20 protein-coding genes are annotated in these 21,891 nt (G+C 64.7%); 13 read left to right on the forward strand and 7 right to left on the reverse strand.

What is annotated here, in order from left to right; translation table 11 throughout:
- Window position 1 precedes the first annotated feature (1 nt).
- Window positions 2–2,509 (forward strand): alpha/beta hydrolase, encoded by a 2,508-nt coding sequence (locus tag I6F33_RS08605; protein WP_225141936.1) that lies wholly within the window; start codon window positions 2–4, stop codon window positions 2,507–2,509.
- A gap of 9 nt (window positions 2,510–2,518) precedes the next feature.
- The gene (locus I6F33_RS08610) at window positions 2,519–3,403 is read left to right on the forward strand and encodes an alpha/beta fold hydrolase (RefSeq protein ID WP_109143791.1); all 885 of its coding nucleotides are present in this window, start codon (window positions 2,519–2,521) and stop codon (window positions 3,401–3,403) included.
- Window positions 3,404–3,599: 196 nt separating this feature from the next.
- On the opposite strand, the gene I6F33_RS08615 is transcribed toward I6F33_RS08610, so the two are convergent.
- From I6F33_RS08615 to I6F33_RS08625, 3 genes are read right to left on the reverse strand one after another with little or no spacing between them, the layout of a single operon-like run.
- Complete coding sequence (locus tag I6F33_RS08615) at window positions 3,600–4,058, reverse strand: MaoC family dehydratase (protein ID WP_225141938.1); 459 nt, start codon at window positions 4,056–4,058, stop codon at window positions 3,600–3,602.
- 12 nt (window positions 4,059–4,070) lie between these two features.
- Window positions 4,071–4,721 (reverse strand): 3-oxoacid CoA-transferase subunit B, encoded by a 651-nt coding sequence (locus I6F33_RS08620; protein ID WP_225141939.1) that lies wholly within the window; start codon window positions 4,719–4,721, stop codon window positions 4,071–4,073.
- A 4-nt stretch (window positions 4,722–4,725) separates the two neighbouring features.
- The gene (locus I6F33_RS08625) at window positions 4,726–5,373 is read right to left on the reverse strand and encodes a CoA transferase subunit A (protein ID WP_035999395.1); all 648 of its coding nucleotides are present in this window, start codon (window positions 5,371–5,373) and stop codon (window positions 4,726–4,728) included.
- A 458-nt stretch (window positions 5,374–5,831) separates the two neighbouring features.
- Between I6F33_RS08625 and I6F33_RS08630 the strand changes: the two genes are divergently transcribed.
- The 5 genes from I6F33_RS08630 (at window position 5,832) to I6F33_RS08650 (ending at window position 12,504) form a co-directional block, all read left to right on the forward strand.
- Window positions 5,832–6,014: a hypothetical protein gene (locus tag I6F33_RS08630; protein ID WP_225141940.1), complete on the forward strand. Its 183-nt coding sequence runs from the start codon at window positions 5,832–5,834 to the stop codon at window positions 6,012–6,014.
- A 141-nt stretch (window positions 6,015–6,155) separates the two neighbouring features.
- Complete coding sequence (locus I6F33_RS08635) at window positions 6,156–6,818, forward strand: protein-L-isoaspartate O-methyltransferase (RefSeq protein WP_225141942.1); 663 nt, start codon at window positions 6,156–6,158, stop codon at window positions 6,816–6,818.
- Window positions 6,819–7,022: 204 nt separating this feature from the next.
- Window positions 7,023–8,408, forward strand: a complete 1,386-nt coding sequence (locus I6F33_RS08640; RefSeq protein ID WP_035999388.1) for a TolC family outer membrane protein — start codon at window positions 7,023–7,025, stop codon at window positions 8,406–8,408.
- A 303-nt stretch (window positions 8,409–8,711) separates the two neighbouring features.
- Complete coding sequence (locus I6F33_RS08645) at window positions 8,712–9,476, forward strand: PopZ family protein (RefSeq protein WP_057029343.1); 765 nt, start codon at window positions 8,712–8,714, stop codon at window positions 9,474–9,476.
- Window positions 9,477–9,627: 151 nt separating this feature from the next.
- Complete coding sequence (locus I6F33_RS08650; RefSeq protein ID WP_225141944.1) at window positions 9,628–12,504, forward strand: valine--tRNA ligase; 2,877 nt, start codon at window positions 9,628–9,630, stop codon at window positions 12,502–12,504.
- A gap of 92 nt (window positions 12,505–12,596) precedes the next feature.
- On the opposite strand, the gene I6F33_RS08655 is transcribed toward I6F33_RS08650, so the two are convergent.
- A complete protein-coding gene (locus I6F33_RS08655) occupies window positions 12,597–13,199 on the reverse strand; it encodes a DNA-3-methyladenine glycosylase (protein ID WP_036028025.1) in 603 nt (200 codons plus the stop codon).
- Between the two features lie 130 nt (window positions 13,200–13,329).
- Between I6F33_RS08655 and lipA the strand changes: the two genes are divergently transcribed.
- The 3 genes from lipA (at window position 13,330) to I6F33_RS08670 (ending at window position 15,768) form a co-directional block, all read left to right on the forward strand.
- On the forward strand, window positions 13,330–14,286 hold the full coding sequence (gene lipA, locus I6F33_RS08660) for a lipoyl synthase (RefSeq protein ID WP_036028026.1): 957 nt from the start codon (window positions 13,330–13,332) through the stop codon (window positions 14,284–14,286).
- Window positions 14,287–14,292: 6 nt separating this feature from the next.
- The gene (locus I6F33_RS08665) at window positions 14,293–14,763 is read left to right on the forward strand and encodes a type II toxin-antitoxin system RatA family toxin (RefSeq protein ID WP_027542754.1); all 471 of its coding nucleotides are present in this window, start codon (window positions 14,293–14,295) and stop codon (window positions 14,761–14,763) included.
- 222 nt (window positions 14,764–14,985) lie between these two features.
- Window positions 14,986–15,768 carry a mechanosensitive ion channel family protein gene (locus tag I6F33_RS08670; protein ID WP_050996038.1) on the forward strand — a complete coding sequence of 261 codons (783 nt, stop codon included), beginning with the start codon at window positions 14,986–14,988 and terminating at the stop codon, window positions 15,766–15,768.
- A 6-nt stretch (window positions 15,769–15,774) separates the two neighbouring features.
- Here the strand turns inward: I6F33_RS08670 and I6F33_RS08675 are convergent, their stop codons facing one another.
- Window positions 15,775–16,383, reverse strand: coding sequence for a CinA family protein (locus I6F33_RS08675; RefSeq protein WP_035999375.1), 609 nt, complete (start codon window positions 16,381–16,383; stop codon window positions 15,775–15,777).
- A 3-nt stretch (window positions 16,384–16,386) separates the two neighbouring features.
- Window positions 16,387–17,568 (reverse strand): bifunctional 2-C-methyl-D-erythritol 4-phosphate cytidylyltransferase/2-C-methyl-D-erythritol 2,4-cyclodiphosphate synthase, encoded by a 1,182-nt coding sequence (locus I6F33_RS08680; RefSeq protein WP_225141946.1) that lies wholly within the window; start codon window positions 17,566–17,568, stop codon window positions 16,387–16,389.
- A gap of 277 nt (window positions 17,569–17,845) precedes the next feature.
- Between I6F33_RS08680 and dusB the strand changes: the two genes are divergently transcribed.
- The 3 genes from dusB to ntrC are packed head-to-tail and all read left to right on the forward strand — an operon-like array spanning window position 17,846 to window position 21,471.
- The gene (dusB, locus tag I6F33_RS08685; protein WP_085968735.1) at window positions 17,846–18,847 is read left to right on the forward strand and encodes a tRNA dihydrouridine synthase DusB; all 1,002 of its coding nucleotides are present in this window, start codon (window positions 17,846–17,848) and stop codon (window positions 18,845–18,847) included.
- Entirely contained in the window at window positions 18,844–20,019 is a 1,176-nt protein-coding gene (locus tag I6F33_RS08690) for a nitrogen regulation protein NR(II) (RefSeq protein ID WP_035999469.1), read from the forward strand. Before dusB ends, I6F33_RS08690 begins: the two co-directional genes overlap by 4 nt.
- Before the next feature lie 9 nt (window positions 20,020–20,028).
- The gene (ntrC, locus tag I6F33_RS08695; RefSeq protein WP_035999368.1) at window positions 20,029–21,471 is read left to right on the forward strand and encodes a nitrogen regulation protein NR(I); all 1,443 of its coding nucleotides are present in this window, start codon (window positions 20,029–20,031) and stop codon (window positions 21,469–21,471) included.
- A gap of 189 nt (window positions 21,472–21,660) precedes the next feature.
- Here the strand turns inward: ntrC and I6F33_RS08700 are convergent, their stop codons facing one another.
- The gene (locus I6F33_RS08700; protein WP_167361662.1) at window positions 21,661–21,807 is read right to left on the reverse strand and encodes a hypothetical protein; all 147 of its coding nucleotides are present in this window, start codon (window positions 21,805–21,807) and stop codon (window positions 21,661–21,663) included.
- Window positions 21,808–21,891: the final 84 nt, after the last annotated feature.

Raw genomic sequence — 21,891 nt, forward strand, 5'->3', positions numbered from 1 at the left:
CATGGCCGGACGAGATGCGTTGAATCGTTGCCTGTTGAGCCTGATCGTGCTGCTGCTCGGAACGGCGATCGCAACCGCACAGCCTTTCACGCGCCGTTCGTCGCAGGTGCAGCATGACGGGCTGAAGAAGACCTACGAGATCGCCAACTTCCGCCTGGGCGGCAAGTACGACCTGACCGACCCTTCCAAATGGGAGAACGGCGGCGAGGGCGGCGTCACGCTGGAATCGCTCGGGGCCGGCAAGCTGCGCACGGCTTACATCGCCGTCGGCAACGCAAGGCGCAACGCGGCGGGCGAGATCACCAATGCCATCGTGATCAACTCCTATTATTCCGGCGATTCCACCGACATGTACGAACAGTGGGTCAAGGGTGCGGCGTTGTCGGGTGGCGTACCCATCATTGGTCCGGGCCGGCCGATCGATACGGATCGTTACTATGTCATCATGGTCGATCCGCTCGGCACTTGGGGCGCGAGCAAGCCATCCGACGGCCTAGGCATCAAGTTTCCGCAATACAGCTACTACGACATGGTGCAGGCGAACTACCGCCTGCTGCGCGACGAGCTGAAGGTCGCGCGCGTCGCGCTGGTGACCGGCGTCTCCATGGGTGGCACGCAGACCTACGTCTGGGGCGTGATGCATCCGGAATATGTCAGCGCCCTGATGCCGATCGGCGGCACCACGCAATCGGATGGCGACGACCCGGTCGGCAACTGGACTTTCCAGATGATGACAGCCGCGATCCAGGGCGATCCGGTCTGGCAGGCGACCGAGGGCGACTATTACAAGCTCCCGAAGGAAAAGCATCCGGTGCCGGGCGTGGCCTTCGGCTGGTCGATCCTCGGCATGACGGGTTATGACTTTTCCTTCCGCACGACCCAGAACTGGGCGGCGGTACAGCCCGAGATTTTCTATTGGGATCCGCCGAACGAGAAGGCCGGCCTCAACGTCATTAATCGCGCCAAGCTCTACGACGCCGTCGATCTCGTCTGGCGCAATCGGGTCGGCGAGACCCATAACGTCAATCCCTATCTCGGTCGCATTCAGGCTCGCACGCTGGTGATGCACATCACCAACGACCTCTGGCTCAACTTCAAGCTGGCGCAGAAGGCTGTCGATCGCGTGCCCGGCGCTGATCTTATCGCACAGGAGAGCCCCGTCGCGCACTACGGCGTGTTCCCGATCATCAACCAGCGCAAGAACGATCCGAAGTTCGTCGCCTTCATGGATGACGTGGCGGCCCTCGATCGCGCCCAGAAATTCGTCGACAAGAATTACCGCGTGCCCGGCGTCGCCCAGACGATTGATCCCAAGAAGTCGTTCTGGAAGGCCTACGTGACCTATCCCTATCCGGTCAAATTCCGCAGTGCCAAGGACAAGAGCGGCAACTCCTGGGAAATCGGCTACATGGACGAGTATGCCGGCACCGACAAGGATCCGAAGGTGCTCGTCATCATCCACGGCAAGGGCGCGTTCGGCGGCCATTACGGCAACATCATGCAGTATGCGCTGCGCAGCGGCCTGCGCGTGATCGTGCCGGACCTGCCGCATTACGGCATGTCGGGGCCCGGCAATCTCGACAAGAATCCCGCTCGCACCATGCAGGACATGCGCGAGGTGATCTACGACCTCGTGGTCAACCAGCTCGGAGTCAAGAAGGCGTACTATCTCGGCCACTCGCTCGGCGGCCAGTTCGTCGTGGGCTACGCCCTGACCTGGCCTGATGCGGTGCAGGGCCTCGCCTTGGAGGCGCCGTCCGGCCTCGAGGAATATCCGCGCGAGATCACCATTGCCAAGGACAAGAAGGCGCCTCTGTTCGCCGACGGTCTCGGCCGAGACTTCGACAAGTGGAAGCAGGTCTGGGACCAGACCGGTATTCTCGCTGCGGAAAAGGCGCGGAGCGAGCAGAACGTCCGCGACTTCTTCTACTTCAAGAAACGTGATCCGGACACCGGCGTGGTATCGGCTGCGAAGAGCGGATACTTCTTCAACGACAGCGAATATGCCCGTTTCCATACCGAGCAACGCGCCGGGCTTACCAAGGGCAACCCGAAGGAGCTCGATCAGTGGTGCAACGTCTTCATCTTCGACATCTACACGATCGGTGCTGAGCTCCAGCAGGATGACCCGAAGAACCTCTATGAGCGGGTCACCCAGATCAAAGCGCCGATCTTCCTGGCGTTCGGCGACAAGGAGCCGTTCATTCCGACGCCTGCGTTCAACGGCCTGACGGACCTCGGCCGCGACGTCATCACGCCGTTCATGACGCGTATGACCAATGCCGGCAACCGGCCGATGCTCAAGATCTATCCGGAGACCGGACACTTCATCCACACCGACAATCCAGTGGAATACGCTGCCGATGTCGTGGATTTCGTGACCAACGGGGAGGTGGACACATCATCGCCGCTCGGAACCGATCGCATGATCAAGGGCGCCGTCGTCTCTGCCTTGCCAGTGGCGCCGACACCGCCTGGAGCGGCTCCGACGGCTGGCCTCAACAAGTAGGGCCCGGCGATGCCAAGGGTGCAGGCGGGCGAACTCCGACTCGGCTGGCGGGAGTGGGGAGGAGGCGACGTCACCGTCGTCTTCATCCACGGAAATCTCGCCAGCAAGGACTGGATCGAGCTCGCCGCGCCATTGTTTCCGATCGGGCTCCGTGTGGTTGCAATCGATTGGCGCGGCTGTGGCGACAGCGACCGGCCGAAGCCGTCGGCCGACTATTCCAACTACTCCATGCGGCAGCACGCCGAGGACATGCTGGCGGCGCTCGATACGCTCGGGATCGGCTATTGCCATCTCGCGACACATTCCACCGGCGGCATCATCGCCGCCAGAATGCTGCTCGAGCAGCCGCAGCGCTTCGGCCGTGTGTTCGCGCTCGATCCGGTAACGCCGCTCGGCATGGCCTTCGATGCCGATCAGATCGGATTATTCAGGGCCATGATGTCGAGCAAGGAGCTGACGCGGTCCGTGATGGCTACAGCCGCTTCTTCGCTGTTCGTCCCGGAGAGCATGGGGCCGAACATGGTCCCTCGCTTTCGCGAGGGGCTGGGAGAGATCCAGACGCTGTTCGATCGGATCATTGAGCAGACCTTCGGCGTATCGGAGGGGATCTGGATCGGCACGCCGGTGAACCTGACGCGGGAGAAGGAGAGCCGTGAGCTGGAGCGCCGTATGTCCGAGATCCGGCATCCGCACCTCGTGTTGTGGGGCGAGCGGGACGGTTGGATCGCGCCGGCCGATCTCCGTGCCATGGCCGAAGCGATGCCGGATTGCCGGCTGGTCATCGTGCCAGGCGTAGGGCATTCGATGAACCTCGAATCGCCGGCACTTTATGCAGGCTATTTCGGCGCCTGGTTCGGAGGACGTGCCGCGTCACCATCCACGGCGCCAAGCTGATCCCCGGCGGGGCCTCGACGTCGACGGCGGCCACCACATCGTCGATTGACGCGCTGAGCAGTCCGGGACCCATGATCGATGGTGACATATTGCCAGTGTTTTGCCCGACGGAGCAACCGGTTCCGGGCGAACAGGAAACATCCGTCAAATCAGCCCCATGTCTACTGTGCATGGGGTTGTTTTTCGACTCTTTGACTCAGCGATAGTGCAGAGCGATCAATTCGGCGACACAGGCCGGCCTCTTGCCGCCCTCGATCTCGATCACGAGATGGTAGTTGACGCGCAGCCCGTCCGGCGGCACGTCCTCCGCTTCCGTGATCGTGACCCGGCCGCGTAACTTCGAGCCCGCCGGAACCGGCGCGAGATATCGGATGCGGTCAGCACCGTAATTCAGCGTATTGCGCAGCCCCTTCAGGCCGATGACCGAGCGGATGAACAGCGGGGCAAGGGCAAGCGAGAGCAGGCCATGGGCGATGGTCTTGCCGCCCGGCATCTCCTGCTTGGCGCGCTCCTGGTCGACATGGATCCACTGCTCGTCGCAGGTCGCCTCGGCGAACTGGTTGATGCGGTCCTGCGTGATCTCGATCCAGTCGCTGGCGCCTATCTCGGTGCCGATTGCGGATTTGATCTCGTTGAAGTCGCTGAATATTCGCATGGGTTGACCTGTTCAGAGCTTCATTTCCGGAACATTGTCGGGAATGGCGAGTTCGGCCTCCGTCAAGGCCATGACCTCGCCGATGCTCATGCCGGGTGCTGTTTCCAGCAGCGTCGCCTTGCCATCGGGAAAACCGATCACGGCCATGTCGGTCACGACAAGGTTGACAGGGCGTGCCGAGGTCAGCGGCAGCGAGCATTTCACCACGATCTTCGACTTGCCCTTGGCCGCGTGCTGCATGGCGACGATCACGCGCTTGGCGCCGGTGACGAGGTCCATTGCGCCGCCCATGCCCGGGACCATCTTGCCCGGAATCATCCAGTTCGCGAGATGGCCATGCGCATCGACCTGGAGGCCGCCGAGCACGGTGACATCGACGTGGCCGCCGCGGATCAAGCCGAACGACATCGCGCTGTCGAAGGTGGATGCGCCCGGCAGCGCGCTGATCGGGCGTCCGCCGGCATCGGTGAGCGTCGGATGCGCCATGCCCTGCTCGGGGATCGGCCCGGTGCCGATCAGTCCATTCTCGGACTGGAAGAACACCTTCAGGTCCGCCGGCACATAATTGGCGACCAGGGTCGGAATGCCGATCCCGAGATTGACGAGGTTGCCGCTCCTCAGCTCCTTGGCGACACGCCGGGCGATGATGATCTGGGGATCCATGATGTCACCCGTTGGTGATGAGATAGTCGACGAGCGGCGCGGGGGTGACGACGTGATCGGGCGCGATCACGCCGACCGGGACGATATGCTCCGCCGTCACGATGACGGTGTCGGCCGCCATCGCCATGACCGGGTTGAAATTGCGCGAGGTGAGGGCGTAGGCGAGGTTGCCGAGGTAGTCGGCGAGGAAGGCGTGCACCAATGCGAATTGCGCCCGCAGCGCCGTTTCCAGCAGGAACGGCTTGCCGTCGACTTCGATCTGGCGCTTGCCTTCGGCCACCAGCGTTCCGACCCCGGTCGGCGTCAGCACCCCGCCGAGACCGCACCCGCCGGCGCGGATGCGTTCGACGAAGGTGCCTTGCGGCACGAGATCGACCGCGATCTGGTTCGCCAGCATCTGCTGCTGCGCCTTCGGATTGAGACCGATATGCGTTGCCGTCAGCTTCGACACCAGTGCCTGATCGAACAGCTTGCCGACGCCCTTGCCGGGCGTGGCCGCGTCATTCGAGATCAAGGTCAGACCCGTCTTCCTCTGGCGCACGACTTCGTCGAGCAGCCGCTCCGGCGTTCCAACTCCCATGAAGCCGCCAACCATGACGCTGGCGCCCGCCGGGATCATCGCAACGGCTTCTTCGACGGAAACAGCCTTCATGATCGAAACTCCCGGTCGCCCGACGATGGGCTGAAGGGCGGTAATGTGTGGATGTTGGCGGGCGGGCGACGGGCTCCCTTGATATGGGTCAAGGGCCTCTGGATCATTGCGCGCCGTCAGCGCGCCCTTCTCCAACGTGAACGCATGGTAGGCCTTGGGAATGATTTGGGAACCTCGACGCTGAGGCGCGCTAAAAGGCTCAAGAGAAACCGACGCTTCCGTAACAAAACCGGATGCAGTCCGGAGAGCCGAATCTTATTAAATTCAAAAGCTTGCGCTTGCATCCTAATGCTGCGTGCTATGTGCTTTGCCTGAAATCTAGAGCGAAGCACCGGGGTGCAGCACGGAATCGCGCTCGAACACCTGCGCGTCGGCGAGGTCCCGCCATTCGGACGGCGCCAAAACGACTCAATTTACGTCGAGCGTGGATCTGCCGGACACTCGCGGAGCTGATTCCCATGCCAGACATCAACAAGGTCGACCGTTCTGATTTGGCCCCCTCGATTCTGCCGGCCGGCATCCCCGAGCTCAGCGACGATGAATGCCTCGCTTGTCTCGCGCGCGCAGTCGAGGCGCCGGATTCGGCGCGGCTGGACGAGGTCGCTGGCCTCATTGGCCGCCTGGCAGTCGCCATCGAATAGGGCCGGCCCGGCCCTCCATCAGGAGAGGTTGCGGAGGGCGAAACGCGCATCGCCAACCGCTATGTTGCGTTTTGACCGAGCATGCTCCAAAAGATGCCGCGATTTTTCTCCGCGGCATCGTCCGCATTGCAGGGTCCGCAAATGTCCGGTTTTTCGACCGCGCGCCAAAAAATGGTCGATGGCCAGGTGCGCACCAATGACGTCACCGACCGTCGTGTTCTCGATGCCATGCTCACGGTGCCGCGCGAGGCCTTCGTGCCGGCCGGCCGGCAGGCGCTGGCTTACCTCGATCTCGACCTCGACGTCAGCGAAGGCGCCGCCAAGCGGTTCCTGATCAAGCCGGCGCTGACCGGCAAGCTGCTCCAGGCCGCCGAGATCGGCGCGGATGACAACGTGCTGGTCGTGGGCTGCGCCACCGGCTATCTCGCCGCACTGGCCGCCAAGCTCGCGCGTCAGGTCACGGCGACCGAGTGCGATTCGGCTTTGGCGGCCAAGGCCAGCGACGGCTTCGCCGCCCAGGGGCTTGCCAATGTCGCCTGCAAGGCGGCGGCCTGCACCGAGGGGGACCCTGCTGCTGCCCCCTATGATGTGATTCTCCTCAACGGCGCGGCCGAGGTGATGCCGGAAGCGCTGCTCGGGCAGCTGAAGGAGGGTGGGCGCCTGGTGGGGGTGTCGGCCGAATCGAGGCCGCCGCGCGCCACGATCGTGACCCGTACCCACGGCGAATTCGGTCATCGGACCCTGTTCGACGCCGCCGCCCCGGTGCTTCCCGGGCTGGAACGGGCGGCTGCCTTTGTCTTCTGACGGCCCCAAAGCCGCCCCAAATCCCGTTCTGAATCAGAAGTGTGGCCGGGATGCTGCACGCGAAGAGTTTCCACTGAGAACCACCCCCAGGTAGTTCCGTCGCGCTTGACCGCGTCCTATGTTGCGGCGGGGCAACGACTCCATTGGTACGGTACCCCGGCTCGCGGGCACGAGCAGGGCGCTAGAACGAACGGAATTTCACGGATGCATGGGGTGAAGCTCTTCACCGGAGCTGCGGTTTCGGTCCTGCTGCTGGCGCTTGCCGGGCCGACACCTGCCTTGGCGGATACGATCGAGGGCGCGCTGGTGCGCGCCTATCAGAACAACCCGCAGCTCAACGCACAGCGTGCCCAGGTGCGCTCGACTGACGAGGGCGTGCCTCAGGCCTTGTCGGGCTATCGCCCGAGGGTCAATCTGACAGCGACCGGTGGCTATTCATATCAAGATTTGCAGAGTGCCCCGGGGACCAACTCAGTCTACGGAACGAGGGTGCCTCGCAGCATTGGCGTGACGGCGACACAGACGCTCTACAATGGCAACCAGACCGCCAACCGGACCCGCGCGGCGGAGAGCCAGGTGTCTGGTACGCGTGAAGCGCTGCGCGGTATGGATCAGAGCGTACTGCTGAGCGCCGCGACGACCTACATGGACTATTTGCGGGATGCCGCCACGCTCGAAGTCCAGCGCAGCAACGTGCGCGTCCTCGAGCAGACACTGAAGCAGACCCGCGACCGCTTCAATGTCGGCGAAGTGACCCGCACCGACGTCGCCCAATCGGAAGCGCAACTGGCGGCCGGGAGGACCCAGGCGCTCACCGCTGAAGCGAATCTGACGACGACCCGCGCGAACTACCGTCGCATCATCGGCAACGAGCCCACGAATCTTGCGCCCGGCTCGCCTGTCGATCGGTTTCTGCCTCAGACGCTGGCTTCCGCCATCGAGCTCGGCCTGATCGAGCACCCCAACGTGACGGCCGCCATGTACGGCATCGACGTCAATTATCTGCAGGTCAAGATCAATGAAGGAGCGTTGCTGCCGACACTTTCGGTTCAGGCAACGGCCCAGCGGGCCGACGAACAATCCTTGATTCAGATGCGTTCGTACACCGCATCGGCGATCGCGCAGCTCACCGTGCCGATATATAATGGCGGTGGTGAATATTCGCTGATCCGCCAGTCCAAGGAGAACCTGGCGCAGCAGCGGCTCAACCTCGAAACGACTCGCGACCAGACCCGCGCGACCATTGTGCAATGGTGGGGCTCGCTGCAGGCCACCAAGGCGCAGGTGCAGTCGGCTCAGGCGCAGGTGACGGCGTCCGAGATCGCCCTGAACGGCGTCCGCGAGGAGGCCAAGGCCGGCCAGCGCACCACGCTGGACGTGCTCAATGCGCAGCAGGCGCTGGTGAACGCGCGCGTTGCGTTGGTGACCGCGCAGCACGATCGCGTGGTCGCATCGTATAACGTCCTCGCGGCGGTCGGGCGTCTATCGCCGCAGGTCCTCGGCCTTGCGACTACGACCTACGACCCCAGCGTTCACTATCATCAGGTGCGGGACAGCTGGGCGGGTGTGCGCACGCCTGACGGCCGCTGATTCCCGTAATCATCCGGTCGATCTCGCCAATAGCCGAGGTCGACCGGTGCTTTGCTTGCAATCGTCAAAATCCCTGACATAGCCTTGCCAAGATGATGCGGGTCGATTCGCCCGCGTTGATGTCGTGTGCGTAACGCTTCGGCGCCGGGGGCAGGGGCGCACCGCTGCGCGTCGAGCCGTGATCTGGGGACAAGTCGGGCTGCGGCGACGAAAATGGCGGACCCATCGTTGCGGAACCGGCCAATCCTGCCGTGCTTGGTGTAAAACAACGCATGCGAGGGCGTTGATGATGTGGAGTCGGAGATGACGCAGCCTGCAAAGGTCACAGAACCCTCGATGGAGGAGATCCTGGCCTCGATCCGGCGCATCATTGCCGACGACGAGGCAAAGCCCCCGCCGGCTGAGGCCGCCAAGCCCGAGAAGGCTGCTGCGCCCGCCGCGCCGCCGAAGCCGCAGGCGATGAACGACATTCCGCCATCCAAGGTCGCTCCGCCTAAACCCGCCGCCGAGAAGCCGGCACCGCCGCCGGCTGCAAAGCCGGCGCCGCCACCTGCGCCGGCGCCCGCGGCGGACGCATCCAACAGCCAGGACGATATCGACGCGTTGCTGGCGGGTCTCGATGCGGCCACACCTACGCCGGAGGTCCGCGCGCCCGAGCCAGAGCCCGAGCCTGAGCCCGACGTGCTCGAACTGACCGACGACATGGCGATGGACCCGACGCCACCTCCGCCGCCGCCGACCTTCCGCAAGGTCGAGCCACGCGACGATCTCGAATTCGCCGAGCCGCCGCGTCCCGCCCCGCCGCCGTCCTACGCGCCGGTGGACTTCGACGCGCCGCCGCTGCCCCCGCAGCAGCCGATCCTCGCGCAATCGACGGTCTCCGCGGTCGAATCCGCCTTCAACTCCCTGGCCCATACGGTGCTCAGCAGCAATGCGCGGACGCTGGAGGACCTGGTCAAGGAGATGCTGCGGCCGATGCTGAAGTCCTGGCTCGACGACAACCTGCCCGGCCTGGTTGAACGCATCGTGAAGGCCGAAATCGAGCGGGTCTCGCGCGGGGGCCGCTGAGGGTGGCCGAAGGGCCCTCATAAAGCCCGGCTTGGGCGTCATATTCGGGCGCCGGACCGGGCTGGAAAGCGCTGTTGCCGCCTCGTTTTCCCTGACCTTTTCGTTGACTTTTCGTTGACTTGGCCCCCTCGCGCGGCTTTCTAGCAGCCCCATGATCGAGAAAAATTACCAGCCCGCCGATATCGAAACTCGCATGTCCGTGGTGTGGGAGGACAGCCTTGCGTTCAAGGCTGGCCGGCCCGACCGCCGTGATGCCGTGCCCTTCACCATCGTGATCCCGCCGCCGAACGTGACGGGCTCGCTGCACATGGGTCACGCCCTCAACAACACGCTGCAGGACATCCTTTGCCGGTTCGAGCGCATGCGGGGTCGCGACGTGCTGTGGCAGCCCGGCACCGACCATGCCGGCATCGCCACCCAGATGGTGGTCGAGCGGCAGCTGATGGAGCGCCAGCAGCCCGGTCGCCGCGAGATGGGCCGCGAAAAGTTTCTGGAGCGGGTCTGGCAGTGGAAGGCCGAGAGTGGCGACACCATCATCAACCAGCTCAAGCGCCTCGGTGCGTCCTGCGACTGGTCGCGCGAGCGCTTCACCATGGACGAGGGCCTATCGAAGGCCGTCGTCAAGGTCTTCGTCGAGCTGCACCGTGAGGGCCTGATCTACAAGGACAAGCGGCTGGTGAACTGGGACACCAAGCTGCTCACCGCGATCTCCGATCTCGAAGTGCAGCAGACGGAAGTGAAGGGCCACCTCTGGTATCTGCGCTATCCGATCGAGGGCAAGACGTTCAACCCCGAGGATCCCTCGAGCTTCATCGTGGTCGCCACCACGCGACCCGAGACCATGCTCGGCGATACCGGCGTGGCCGTGCATCCGGAGGATGATCGCTACCAGCAGCTGATCGGCAAGAACGTCGTCCTGCCGCTGGTCGGCCGCAAGATCAAAATCGTCGCCGACGAGTATTCCGATCCCGAAAAGGGATCGGGCGCTGTGAAGGTGACGCCGGCGCACGACTTCAACGATTTCGAGGTCGGCAATCGCCACGGGCTGCGCCGGATCAGCGTGCTCGACAGGGAAGGCTGTCTCGATCTCCTCGACAACGAGGATTATCTGCGCGACCTGCCCGAAGGCGCTGCGCAATTCGCCGAGGAATTCCACAAGGTCGACCGCTTCGCTGCGCGCAAGCGCATCGTCGAGCGGCTGGAATCGTTCGGCTTCGTCGAACGGATCGAGCCGCACACCCACATGGTGCCGCACGGCGATCGTTCCAACAGCGTGATCGAGCCCTACCTGACCGACCAGTGGTACGTCGACGCCAAGACGCTGGCGAGACCTGCGATCGCGGCGGTGCGTTCGGGCGAAACGACGTTCGTGCCGAAGAACTGGGAAAAGACCTATTACGAGTGGATGGAGAACATCCAGCCCTGGTGCATCTCGCGTCAGCTCTGGTGGGGCCATCAGATCCCGGCCTGGTACGGCCCTGACGGCAAGGTGTTCGTCGCCGAGACCGAGGAGGAGGCCATCAGCCACGCGCTCGGCTATTACGTCGAGCAGGAGGTCATTACGCCCGAGCAGGGCCGCGAGATGGCGCTCGACCGCAACAAGCGGGAAGGCTTCATCACGCGCGATGAGGACGTGCTCGACACCTGGTTCTCCTCGGCGCTGTGGCCGTTCTCGACGCTCGGCTGGCCCGACGAGACGCCCGAGGTGCAGCGCTATTATCCGACCAATGCGCTGGTGACCGGCTTCGACATCATCTTCTTCTGGGTCGCCCGCATGATGATGATGGGCCTGCACTTCATGAAGGAAGTACCGTTCTCGACCATCTACATCCACGCCCTCGTCCGCGACGAGAAGGGCGCCAAGATGTCGAAGTCGAAGGGCAACGTCATCGATCCCCTCCACCTGATCGACGAATACGGCGCCGACGCGCTGCGCTTCACCCTGGCCGCGATGGCGGCGCAGGGGCGCGACATCAAGCTCGCCACCAGCCGCGTCGAAGGCTACCGCAATTTCGCGACCAAGCTCTGGAACGCGTGCCGGTTCGCGGAGATGAACCACTGCGCCGTGCCTGATGGTTTCGAGCCGGCGAAGGCAAAGGAGACGCTGAACCGGTGGATCGCGCATGAGACCGCCCACACCACGCGCGAGGTGACCGAGGCGATCGAAGCTTATCGCTTCAACGATGCAGCCGGCAGCATCTATCGCTTCGTCTGGAACGTCTACTGCGACTGGTATGTCGAGCTCGCCAAGCCCGTGCTGCTCGGTCCGGAAGGCCCCGCCAAGGACGAGACCCGCGCCATGGTCGCCTGGGCGCGCGACGAGATCCTGAAGCTGCTGCATCCCTTCATGCCCTTCATCACCGAAGAGCTGTGGGAGGTGACGGCAAAACGCGACGGCCTGCTCGCATTGGCGCCGTGGCCGCTGAAGCCGGTCGAGCCGACGCCGGAGCAGCTCGCGATGCTTGCGGCGACCACGGGACCGACCGATGCGCTCGTCTCGCCGGCCTGGGTGCTGCCGATCTTCGATCATGCCGACTTCACCGATCCGGCTGCCGAGGCCGAGATCGGCTGGGTCATCGACCTCGTCACGCAGATCCGCTCGGTGCGCGCCGAGATGAATATCGCGCCGGCAACGCTGACGCCGCTGGTGCTCGCAGGCGCTTCGGCCGAAACCAAGGAGCGCGCGCCGCGCTGGGCCGATGTCATCAAGCGTATGGCGCGGCTGTCGGACATCTCCTTCGCCGACCGCGCGCCCGACGGCGCTGTCCAGCTGCTGGTGCGCGGCGAGGTCGCCGCGCTGCCGCTCAAGGGCGTGATCGACGTCGCCGCCGAGCGCACGCGTCTCGACAAGGAGATCGGCAAGGCCGAGGCCGACATCAAGCGCGCCGAGTCGAAGCTGGCGAACGAGAAGTTCGTCGCCAACGCGGCCGAGGAGGTCGTCGAGGAGGAGCGCGAAAAGCGCGAGACGGCGCTGGCGCGCAAGGCGAAGCTGCTTGAGGCAATGGAGCGGCTGAAGCAGGCGTCTTAGAGCATGATCCGGAAAAGTGTGCAGCGGTTTTCCGGAAAGATCATGCTCAAACAATAACCTAAAGCGCGATGATGATTCATCGCGCTTTAGGCTTATTTCGGAAACGGCTTGCTCAAAAACTTCGAGCCCCTGACGCCGTAGCGCCAGGGCAGCTCGACCGCCTTGGTGATGCCGATGCGGATGCCGGTTGCGACCTCGACATCCTCGGTTCGCGCATGCAGCGCGATGGGAGGCCGGTCCAGCGGCAGGGCGTTGTGCGCGATGGTGATGCCGAGCGCCTCGGTCAGCTTGCCAGGGCCCGAGCACAGCGCACGCACCTCCTGCAGATGCCGGCGTCGGCGCATCGCAGCCAGGCCATGCGTCGGCTCCAGCGCACGGATCAACACGGCGCTGGCCGAGCCTTCCTCCTCGCAGACGAAGTTGACGCACCAATGAATGCCGTAGGAGCGGTAGACATAGGCAAAGCCAGGTGGGCCAAACATGACCTGGTTCCGCTGCGTCGGCCCGCGATAGGAGTGCGCCGCCGGGTCGGTATGGTGATAGGCCTCGACCTCGACGATGATCCCGCCGACGCCGTCGACGAGCATGGTGGCGCCGATCAGGTCGGGCGCGACCTCATGGACGCTGCGTCCGAAGAAGGCGCGCTTCAGGGGCTTGCCGAGCCGCGGTGGTGAAGCGTTCGAGATTGGAGCCATTCGAGGTGAGAATCGCCTGAGAACAGAGCAAGATATTGCCCATATCTGCCATGTTCCCTGAAGCGGGGCGAGCCGGGTTGCGATGCCAGGCCAGACCGACTAGGTAGGACCTGAACAGACCGGACACCCCATGGTCGTTATTGTCGATACCATCTCGAACCCGCTGCGCCCGCGCCACCCCGAAAAGGTGAATCGGCCCGATTCCGCTTCGCCGCCGAAGCCGGACTGGATCCGCGTGCGCGCGCCGAACACCCGCGGCTATGCCGATACCCGCAACATCGTGCGCGCCAACGGCCTGCACACGGTGTGCGAGGAAGCGGGCTGCCCGAACATCGGCGAGTGCTGGGACAAGAAGCACGCGACCTTTATGATCATGGGTGACACCTGCACCCGGGCCTGCGCCTTCTGCAACGTCAAGACCGGCCTGCCCAATGCACTGGACGCGGCCGAGCCGCAGCACGTTGCCGAGGCCGTGGCCAAGCTCGGCCTGGCCCACGTCGTCATCACCTCGGTCGACCGCGACGACCTCACTGACGGCGGTGCCGAGCATTTCGCTCGGACTATCCGCGCGATCAGGGCCGCGTGTCCCTCGACCACGATCGAGATCCTGACGCCCGACTTCCTGCGCAAGGAGGGGGCGCTCGAAATCGTCGTCGCGGCGAAGCCCGATGTCTTCAACCACAATCTCGAGACGGTGCCGTCGCGTTATCTCACGGTCCGGCCCGGCGCGCGCTACTTCCATTCGATCCGGCTGCTGCAGCGGGTCAAGGAGCTCGATCCCACCATCTTCACCAAATCCGGCATCATGGTCGGCCTCGGCGAAGAGCGCCACGAGGTGCAGCAGGTGATGGACGATCTACGCTCGGCCGACGTCGACTTCCTGACCATCGGACAATATCTGCAACCGACCCGCAAGCATCACGCGGTGATGCGCTACGTGCCGCCGGACGAGTTCTCGTCCTACGAAAAGATCGCCTACACGAAGGGCTTCCTGATGGTGTCGGCAAGCCCGCTCACCCGCTCGTCGCATCATGCCGGCGAGGATTTCGCGAGACTGAAGGCTGCGCGGGCAGCTCACGCCCGCTGACGTACCATGCATCGAGTTTCGAGCAAGCACCGTGTCAACCACAGCGCGTCCGAGATGTTTGATCTGGTCGCCGATGTCGAGCGCTACCCGGAATTCGTGCCGCTGTGCAGCGCGCTGAAGGTGCGCCAGCGCATGGCGAAACCCGACGGCACCGAGGTGCTGGTCGCCGACATGACGGTGTCGTTCAAGCTGGTCAAGGAATCCTTCACCAGCCGCGTGACGCTCGACCGCGCCAATCTGAAGATCCTGGTCGAATATCTGCAAGGTCCGTTCAGGAATCTGGAAAACCGTTGGACGTTCGAGCCCAAGGGCGAGGGCGTCTGCGACGTCGGCTTCTTCCTCGCCTACGAATTCAAGAGCCGCATGCTGGCGATGCTGATGGGCTCGATGTTCGATGCCGCCTTCGCGCGGTTCTCGACGGCGTTCGAGAAACGGGCGGACGCGATCTACGGCCGGCCGAAGCTGGCGTCGACGTAGTCGCGATCAGCACTGCTCTCTCCACCGTCATTGCGAGCGCAGCGAAGCAATCCAGGGCGTCTCCGCGGAGGGATTCTAGATTGCTTCGCTGCGCTCGCAATGACAATGGAGCGGCGGGCGTGCCCTCCCAATCCAACATCGCTCCGTGTTCCCCATCAGCATCCACCGGGATCATTTCGCATCGCGGCGCGTTCTCAACCGACTGACCGGGTTGGAGCCGCCATGACCATCAATTTCGACACGCTGAAAGCTTCGCTTGTCCTGTATGGCCTGAACGCGATCTACGCGGTCCTGCTGCTCGCGGTCGGCTGGTATCTGTCCGGCGCGATGCAACGCTTCGTCACGCGCGTCCTCAGCGTTACGCACCGCGTCGACCCGCTGGTGACGCTGTTCGTAGGCAGCCTTGCGCGCTATGGCGTGCTCGCGGTCGTCGGCATCGCCGTGCTGCAGCTGTTCGGCATCCAGACGGCGAGCCTCGTTGCCGTGCTGGGCGCGACCTCGCTCGCCATTGGTCTTGCCTTGCAGGGCACGCTGTCCAATCTCGCCGCCGGCGTGATGCTGCTCTTGTTCCGGCCATTTCACATCGGCGATGATGTCGAGGTCGCCGGCAAGGCGGGCAAGGTGAGGTCGCTGTCGCTGTTCATGACCGAGCTGGTCGCGCCCGACAACACGCAAATCCTTTTGCCGAATGGACAGGTCTGGGGCGCGGCCATCATCAACCACAGCGCCTATCCTGGCACGGGCGAGATCAAGGTGACGTTTCCGGTCCCCGCCGGCGCCGTTCCGGCGCTGGCCGATCGCATCCTGAAGGAGCTTCGCAAGGATTCCCGCATCGACGATCAGGCGCAACCTGCCGTCTCCGTCAGCAAGGTCCTCGATGTCGCCAATCCCGCCGCGCCGATCCTGGAATTGACGGTTAGCGCCAAGGCGAAACCGTCTGAAGCTGGCGCGGTCAAGCAGTGCGTGCTCGATCATGCGAGCGCGCTGCTTGCCACGGCCGCCTGAGACGATTTATCCCCGCGGCGGACGTGGCGGCCTGCGTTTGACCACATGCCGGCGCGGTGAGCGCGTCACACGCGGGCGCAGGCGGCTGGCGGCGGTGCGCTGCGGCTTGGCCGCGACTTGCGGGCCGCGGGCCAGATCCATCAGCATGCGCAAAGCCTCGACAACGGAACGGGCGCGCACCGCGCTGCGGCCGATGGCGCCGAAGCGGTGCTCGCGGTGGATGATGCGGCCGTCGCGCGCGGCGGCGGCGAAGTGCACGAGACCGACCGGCTTGCCGGGCGTGGCGCCGCCCGGGCCGGCGATGCCGGTGATGGCGACCGCGAGATCGACATCGGCGCGCTCAAGCGCACCGATTGCCATTGCGGTCGCGGTCTCCTTGCTTACGGCGCCGAAATTGGCCAACGTGCTCGCCTCGACGCCAAGCATCGCGCGCTTGGCCTCGTTGGAATAGGTGACGAAGCCGCGGTCGATGACATCGGACGAGCCGGGAATGTCGGTCAGTGCGCCCGCGACGAGACCGCCGGTGCAGGATTCGGCCGTTGCGATCGTCAGCTTGCGCATCCGGCACAGATCGAGCAGCGAGCGGGAGAGGGCGCGTGCGTCGCTGCCGCCCATGGCCTAGACGCCCCAGGGAAGGCGGATGGTGGCGCTCGCGGTCGCCGCGATGCCTTCCTCGCGGCCGGTGAAGCCGAGCCGCTCGCTGGTGGTCGCCTTCACTGCGATGCGCGAGATGTCGACGCCGGAGATCTCGGCGATGCGCGCGCGCATGGTGTCGCGCAACGGGCCGATCTTCGGCCGCTCGCAGATCAGCGTGACCTCGAGATTGGCGACGCGGCCGCCGCGCGCTGCGACGCGCTCGATGGCATATTTCAGGAACTGGTCGGAGGAGGCGCCCTTCCACTTCGCATCGCTCGGCGGGAAGTGCGAGCCGATGTCGCCGTCGGCGAGAGCGCCGAGAATGGCGTCGACCAGCGCATGCAGGCCGACATCGCCGTCGGAATGAGCCAGGAAACCCTTGGTGTGCGGCACGCGCACGCCGCAGATCATGACATGGTCGCCTTCGCCGAAGGCGTGCACGTCGTAGCCGGTGCCGGTCCTGATGTCGCCGAGCTGGGCGGCCAGGCGCGCTTCCTCGCGCACGAAATCCTCGGGAGTTGTGAGCTTCATGTTGGCAACATCGCCTTCAAAGGTTGCAACCGTCAATCCCGCCCATTCGGCAATCGCGGCATCGTCGGTGAAATCCGAGCGTCCATCCCTTGCCGCACGACGATGCGCCTCGAGGATGACGTCGAAACGAAAGGATTGCGGCGTCTGTGCGATCCGCAAGGAAGCGCGCTCCGGCGTGGCCTCGACGTTGCCGCTTTCGCCGGTGACCTTGATGGTGTCGGTGACGGCAACGGTGGGGATCGCAGCGCCGGTGCGGCTCGCCGCCTCGATCGCGCGCGAGATCACGCCTTCCGAGACGAAGGGGCGCGCGGCGTCGTGGATCAGCACGATGTCCGGATTGTGCTTGGCCAGCGCTTCGAGGCCGGCGAGCACCGAAGCCTGCCGCGTCGCGCCGCCATTGGTCGGTGGCTCGTGCCTGAGCCCTGCGACCGCTGCGGTGAACATGGCGCTGTCGTCGAGGTTCACCACCGGCTGCACCGCGAACACCTCAGTGTGACCGCTGAAGGCTTCCATGGCGCGGCGGATCACGGGCACGCCGCCGATCTCGCGATATTGCTTCGGCCCGCCGGCGCCGGCGCGCAGTCCACGCCCGGCTGCGACGAGGACGACCGCGGTGCGCTGTGATTTCGCCATAGGACTCAAATACTCAATTGCTAATGAAAGAGCAGGGGGTGATTTGCCGGCATGCCTCTAGCACGGCAGGCCCGCAAAAAAAGGGGGTTTCCCCGGATTGTGGGAAACAGCATTTTGCTGCACTGCACTTGAAAGATCTGCAGAACTGTCTAAACTGTAGGCATGACGCTTGACTGCACAAGAATTGTGCGCAAGATAGATCATGGCAGGCGCGATGAGGCCCTGCCCAGTCAACGGGACCCCTGTGACCGGCTCGGCAGTATCAGGCTCTAAGCCGTTGAAAATAGGCGATATTGAAGTCGCCACCCCGGTCTTCCTGGCGCCGATGTCGGGTGTGACTGACTCGCCCGTCCGCCGGCTGGCCGCCGAGCTTGGGGCTGGTCTCGTTGTGTCTGAAATGACCGCGAGCGATGAGCTCGCCAATGGCCACCGGATGTCCCGGTTGCGCTGCGAAGCCACTGGCATCGGCCCGCATGTGGTCCAGCTCGCCGGCTGCGAGATGCATTGGATGGCCGAAGGCGCCCGGATCGCCGAAGCGGAAGGCGCCGATATCATCGACATCAACATGGGCTGTCCCGCCCGACACGTCACCGGCGGCCAGTCCGGCTCGGCCTTGATGCGCGACCTCGACCACGCCGTCAGCCTGATCGAAGCGACGATCGCGGCGGTGAAGGTGCCGGTGACGCTGAAGATGCGCCTCGGTTGGGACGACCGCAGCCGCAACGCGCCGGAGCTGGCGCGACGTGCCGAGGCCGCTGGAATCAAGCTCGTCACCGTGCACGGCCGCACCCGCTGCCAGTTCTACAAGGGCGAGGCCGATTGGGATGCGATCCGCGCCGTGCGCGAGGCCACCTCCCTTCCGCTCGTCGTCAACGGCGACATCACCTCCTACGAGAAGGCGCTGGCGGCATTGGACGCCTCGGGCGCCGACGCCGTGATGATCGGCCGCGGCGCGCAGGGCCAGCCCTGGCTGCCGGGCCAGATCGGCCGCCGTCTGAACGGCGGGGCCGAGGAAGCCGTGCCCTCGCTCCAAACGCAGCTGCATTATGTCCGCACGCTCTATGACGGCGTTTGTGCGCTCTATGGCCTGCGCATCGGACTGAGGCACGCCCGCAAGCATCTGGGCTGGGCGCTCGACGTCGCAGCGCAGGCGAGCCGTGCGCCGGCCGAGAAGCTGAAATCCTGGCGGCAGAAGATCCTGGTCTCGGAGGATCCGCGCCTCGTTCACGATGCACTGCAAGACGCCTTCGACGACTTCGCATGGAGCGCTGCTGCATGAGTTCAGCCGCTGAACATCGTCGGCCGCTTCAGTCCGACAGCGACGCAATCCTGGATGCTTTGCCCAACCCCGTGCTCATGATCGGGCCCGACGGCAAGATCGTCGCCGCCAACATCGCCACCGAAGCCTTCTTCGAGATCTCCACGCAATTCCTGAAGCGGCAGTCGCTAAAGGAGCTGGTCCCGTTCGGCAGCCCGTTGCTGGCGCTGATCGACCAGGTGCGCTCTTCGAACGCGCCGGTCAACGAATACAAGGTCGATCTCGGCACGCCGCGCATGGGCGGCGACCGCCAGGTCGACCTGCATGTTGCGCCGCTCACCGAGCGGCCCGGCCATATCGTCGTGATGCTGCAGGAGCGCACCATCGCCGACAAGATGGATCGGCAGCTCACCCATCGCAGCGCAGCGCGCTCGGTGATAGCGCTAGCAGCAATGCTCGCGCATGAAATCAAGAATCCGCTTTCGGGCATTCGCGGCGCAGCGCAGCTGCTCGAGCAGCAGGCCTCGTCCGAGGACCGCATGCTGACGCGGCTGATCTGCGACGAGGCCGACCGCATCGTGACGCTGGTCGACCGCATGGAGGTGTTCGGCGACGAGCGCCCCGTGGTGCGCGGCCCCGTCAACATCCATTCGGTGCTCGATCACGTCAAGCGGCTGGCGCAGTCGGGCTTTGCCCGCAACATCCGCTTCGTCGAGGATTACGATCCCTCGCTGCCGCCGGTGCTGGCGAACCAAGACCAGCTGATCCAGGTGTTCCTCAATCTCGTGAAGAACGCCGCCGAAGCGCTGATCGACGTGCCCGATGCCGAGATTCAGCTCACCACCGCGTTCCGACCCGGTGTGCGCCTGTCAGTCCCCGGTCAAAAATCGCGGGTATCCCTTCCGCTCGAATTCTGCGTGAAGGACAACGGACCCGGCGTGCCCGACGATCTTCTGCCCAACCTGTTCGATCCCTTCGTGACCACCAAGCAGACCGGCTCGGGTCTCGGCCTTGCGCTGGTCGCCAAGATCGTCGGCGATCACGGGGGCATCATCGAATGCGAATCTCAGCCGCGCAAGACCACCTTCCGCGTGCTGATGCCGATGTATTCCACATCGGTCAAACACGCCGATCAAAGCAGTCGCGACGGCTCTGCCGGGAAGTCGTCGCCTGCGTCACAGGGGGCAAAATGAGGATCAACGATGCCCGCAGGTAGCATTCTCGTAGCCGATGACGATACCGCCATCCGCACCGTTCTCAATCAGGCACTGTCCCGCGCCGGTTACGAAGTGCGGCTGACCGGCAATGCCGCAACGCTGTGGCGCTGGGTCAGCCAGGGCGAGGGCGATCTCGTCATCACCGATGTGGTGATGCCGGACGAAAACGCCTTCGACCTGTTGCCGCGGATCAAGAAGATGCGGCCGAACCTGCCCGTCATCGTCATGAGCGCGCAGAACACCTTCATGACGGCGATCCGCGCCTCCGAGCGCGGGGCTTACGAATATCTGCCAAAGCCCTTCGACCTGAAGGAACTGATCGCCATCGTCGGCCGCGCGCTCGCCGAGCCGAAGGAGCGGACCTCGTCGCCGGACGAGGACGCCGAGATGGAGGCGATCCCGCTGGTCGGCCGCTCGCCGGCGATGCAGGAAATCTACCGGGTGCTGGCGCGCCTGATGCAGACCGATCTCACCGTGATGATCACGGGTGAGTCCGGAACCGGCAAGGAACTGGTGGCGCGAGCGCTGCACGATTACGGCAAGCGCCGCAACGGCCCCTTTGTCGCGGTCAACATGGCGGCGATCCCGCGCGATCTCATTGAGTCCGAATTGTTCGGCCACGAGCGCGGTGCCTTTACCGGCGCCAACACCCGCGCCTCCGGCCGGTTCGAGCAGGCCGAGGGCGGCACGCTGTTCCTCGACGAGATCGGCGACATGCCGATGGAGGCGCAGACCCGCCTGCTGCGTGTATTGCAGCAGGGCGAATACACCACGGTTGGCGGCCGCACTCCGATCAAGACCGACGTGCGCATCGTCGCGGCGTCCAACAAGGACCTGCGCGTGCTGATCCAGCAGGGCCTGTTCCGCGAAGACCTGTTCTTCCGCCTCAACGTCGTCCCGCTGCGGCTGCCGCCCTTGCGCGAGCGCATCGAGGACCTGCCGGATCTCGTGCGGCACTTCTTCACGCTGGCCGAGAAGGACGGTCTGCCGCCGAAGAAGCTCGACACGCTGGCGCTGGAGCGGCTGAAGCAGCACCGCTGGCCCGGCAACGTGCGCGAGTTGGAAAACCTCGCCCGGCGGCTCGCCGCGCTCTATCCGCAGGACGTGATCACGTCCTCCGTCATCGACGGCGAACTCGCGCCGCCCTCGGTCAGCCCGGGGGCTGCGGTCCAGCAGGGGGTCGACAATCTCGGCGGCGCCGTGGAGGCGTATCTGTCCTCGCACTTCCAGGGCTTCCCGAACGGCGTGCCGCCGCCTGGCCTCTATCACCGTATCCTCAAGGAGATCGAGGTGCCGCTGCTCACGGCCGCGCTCGCCGCCACCCGTGGCAACCAGATCCGCGCCGCGGACCTGCTCGGCCTCAACCGCAACACGCTGCGGAAGAAGATCCGGGATCTCGACATCCAGGTGTATCGGAGCGGGGGCTGACTTTCTTGCGACGAACGCCAAACGCGCTAGCGCGGACCGGTGGCTCAGCTCCCCCTACCAAGGCAGAGCTGAGCCTGTCCGGATCGCGCTGGCCGTTGTGGCTGACGCGGTGAGCACAAGTCCCGACGGGACTCTAATGTTCCGCCCGCACATTCAAATTGGTCGTCGGCCGCAGCGCGGCCATTGCGCCTATCTGACCAGTCCGCCGGAGGCTGGCACCACGCTCGCGACATTCAGCGGCGGCTGCTGAAGGCCGAGGCCGTTGACCAGGAGGTCGGCGGCCACGATCAGCAGCAGAACGGCCGAAACCATCGTCGCGAGAAAGATCCTATCCATGCGGATTAAGCCGGGACGGCGGGAATCCGTTCCGCCCAGGCGGCATGTGCCTGTGGATTGCGCGGGTCCGCCAGGGCGAACACG

It is taken from the genome of Bradyrhizobium sp. BRP20 (genome assembly GCF_020194215.1).
GTDB classification, from domain to species: Bacteria; Pseudomonadota; Alphaproteobacteria; order Rhizobiales; family Xanthobacteraceae; genus Bradyrhizobium; species Bradyrhizobium yuanmingense.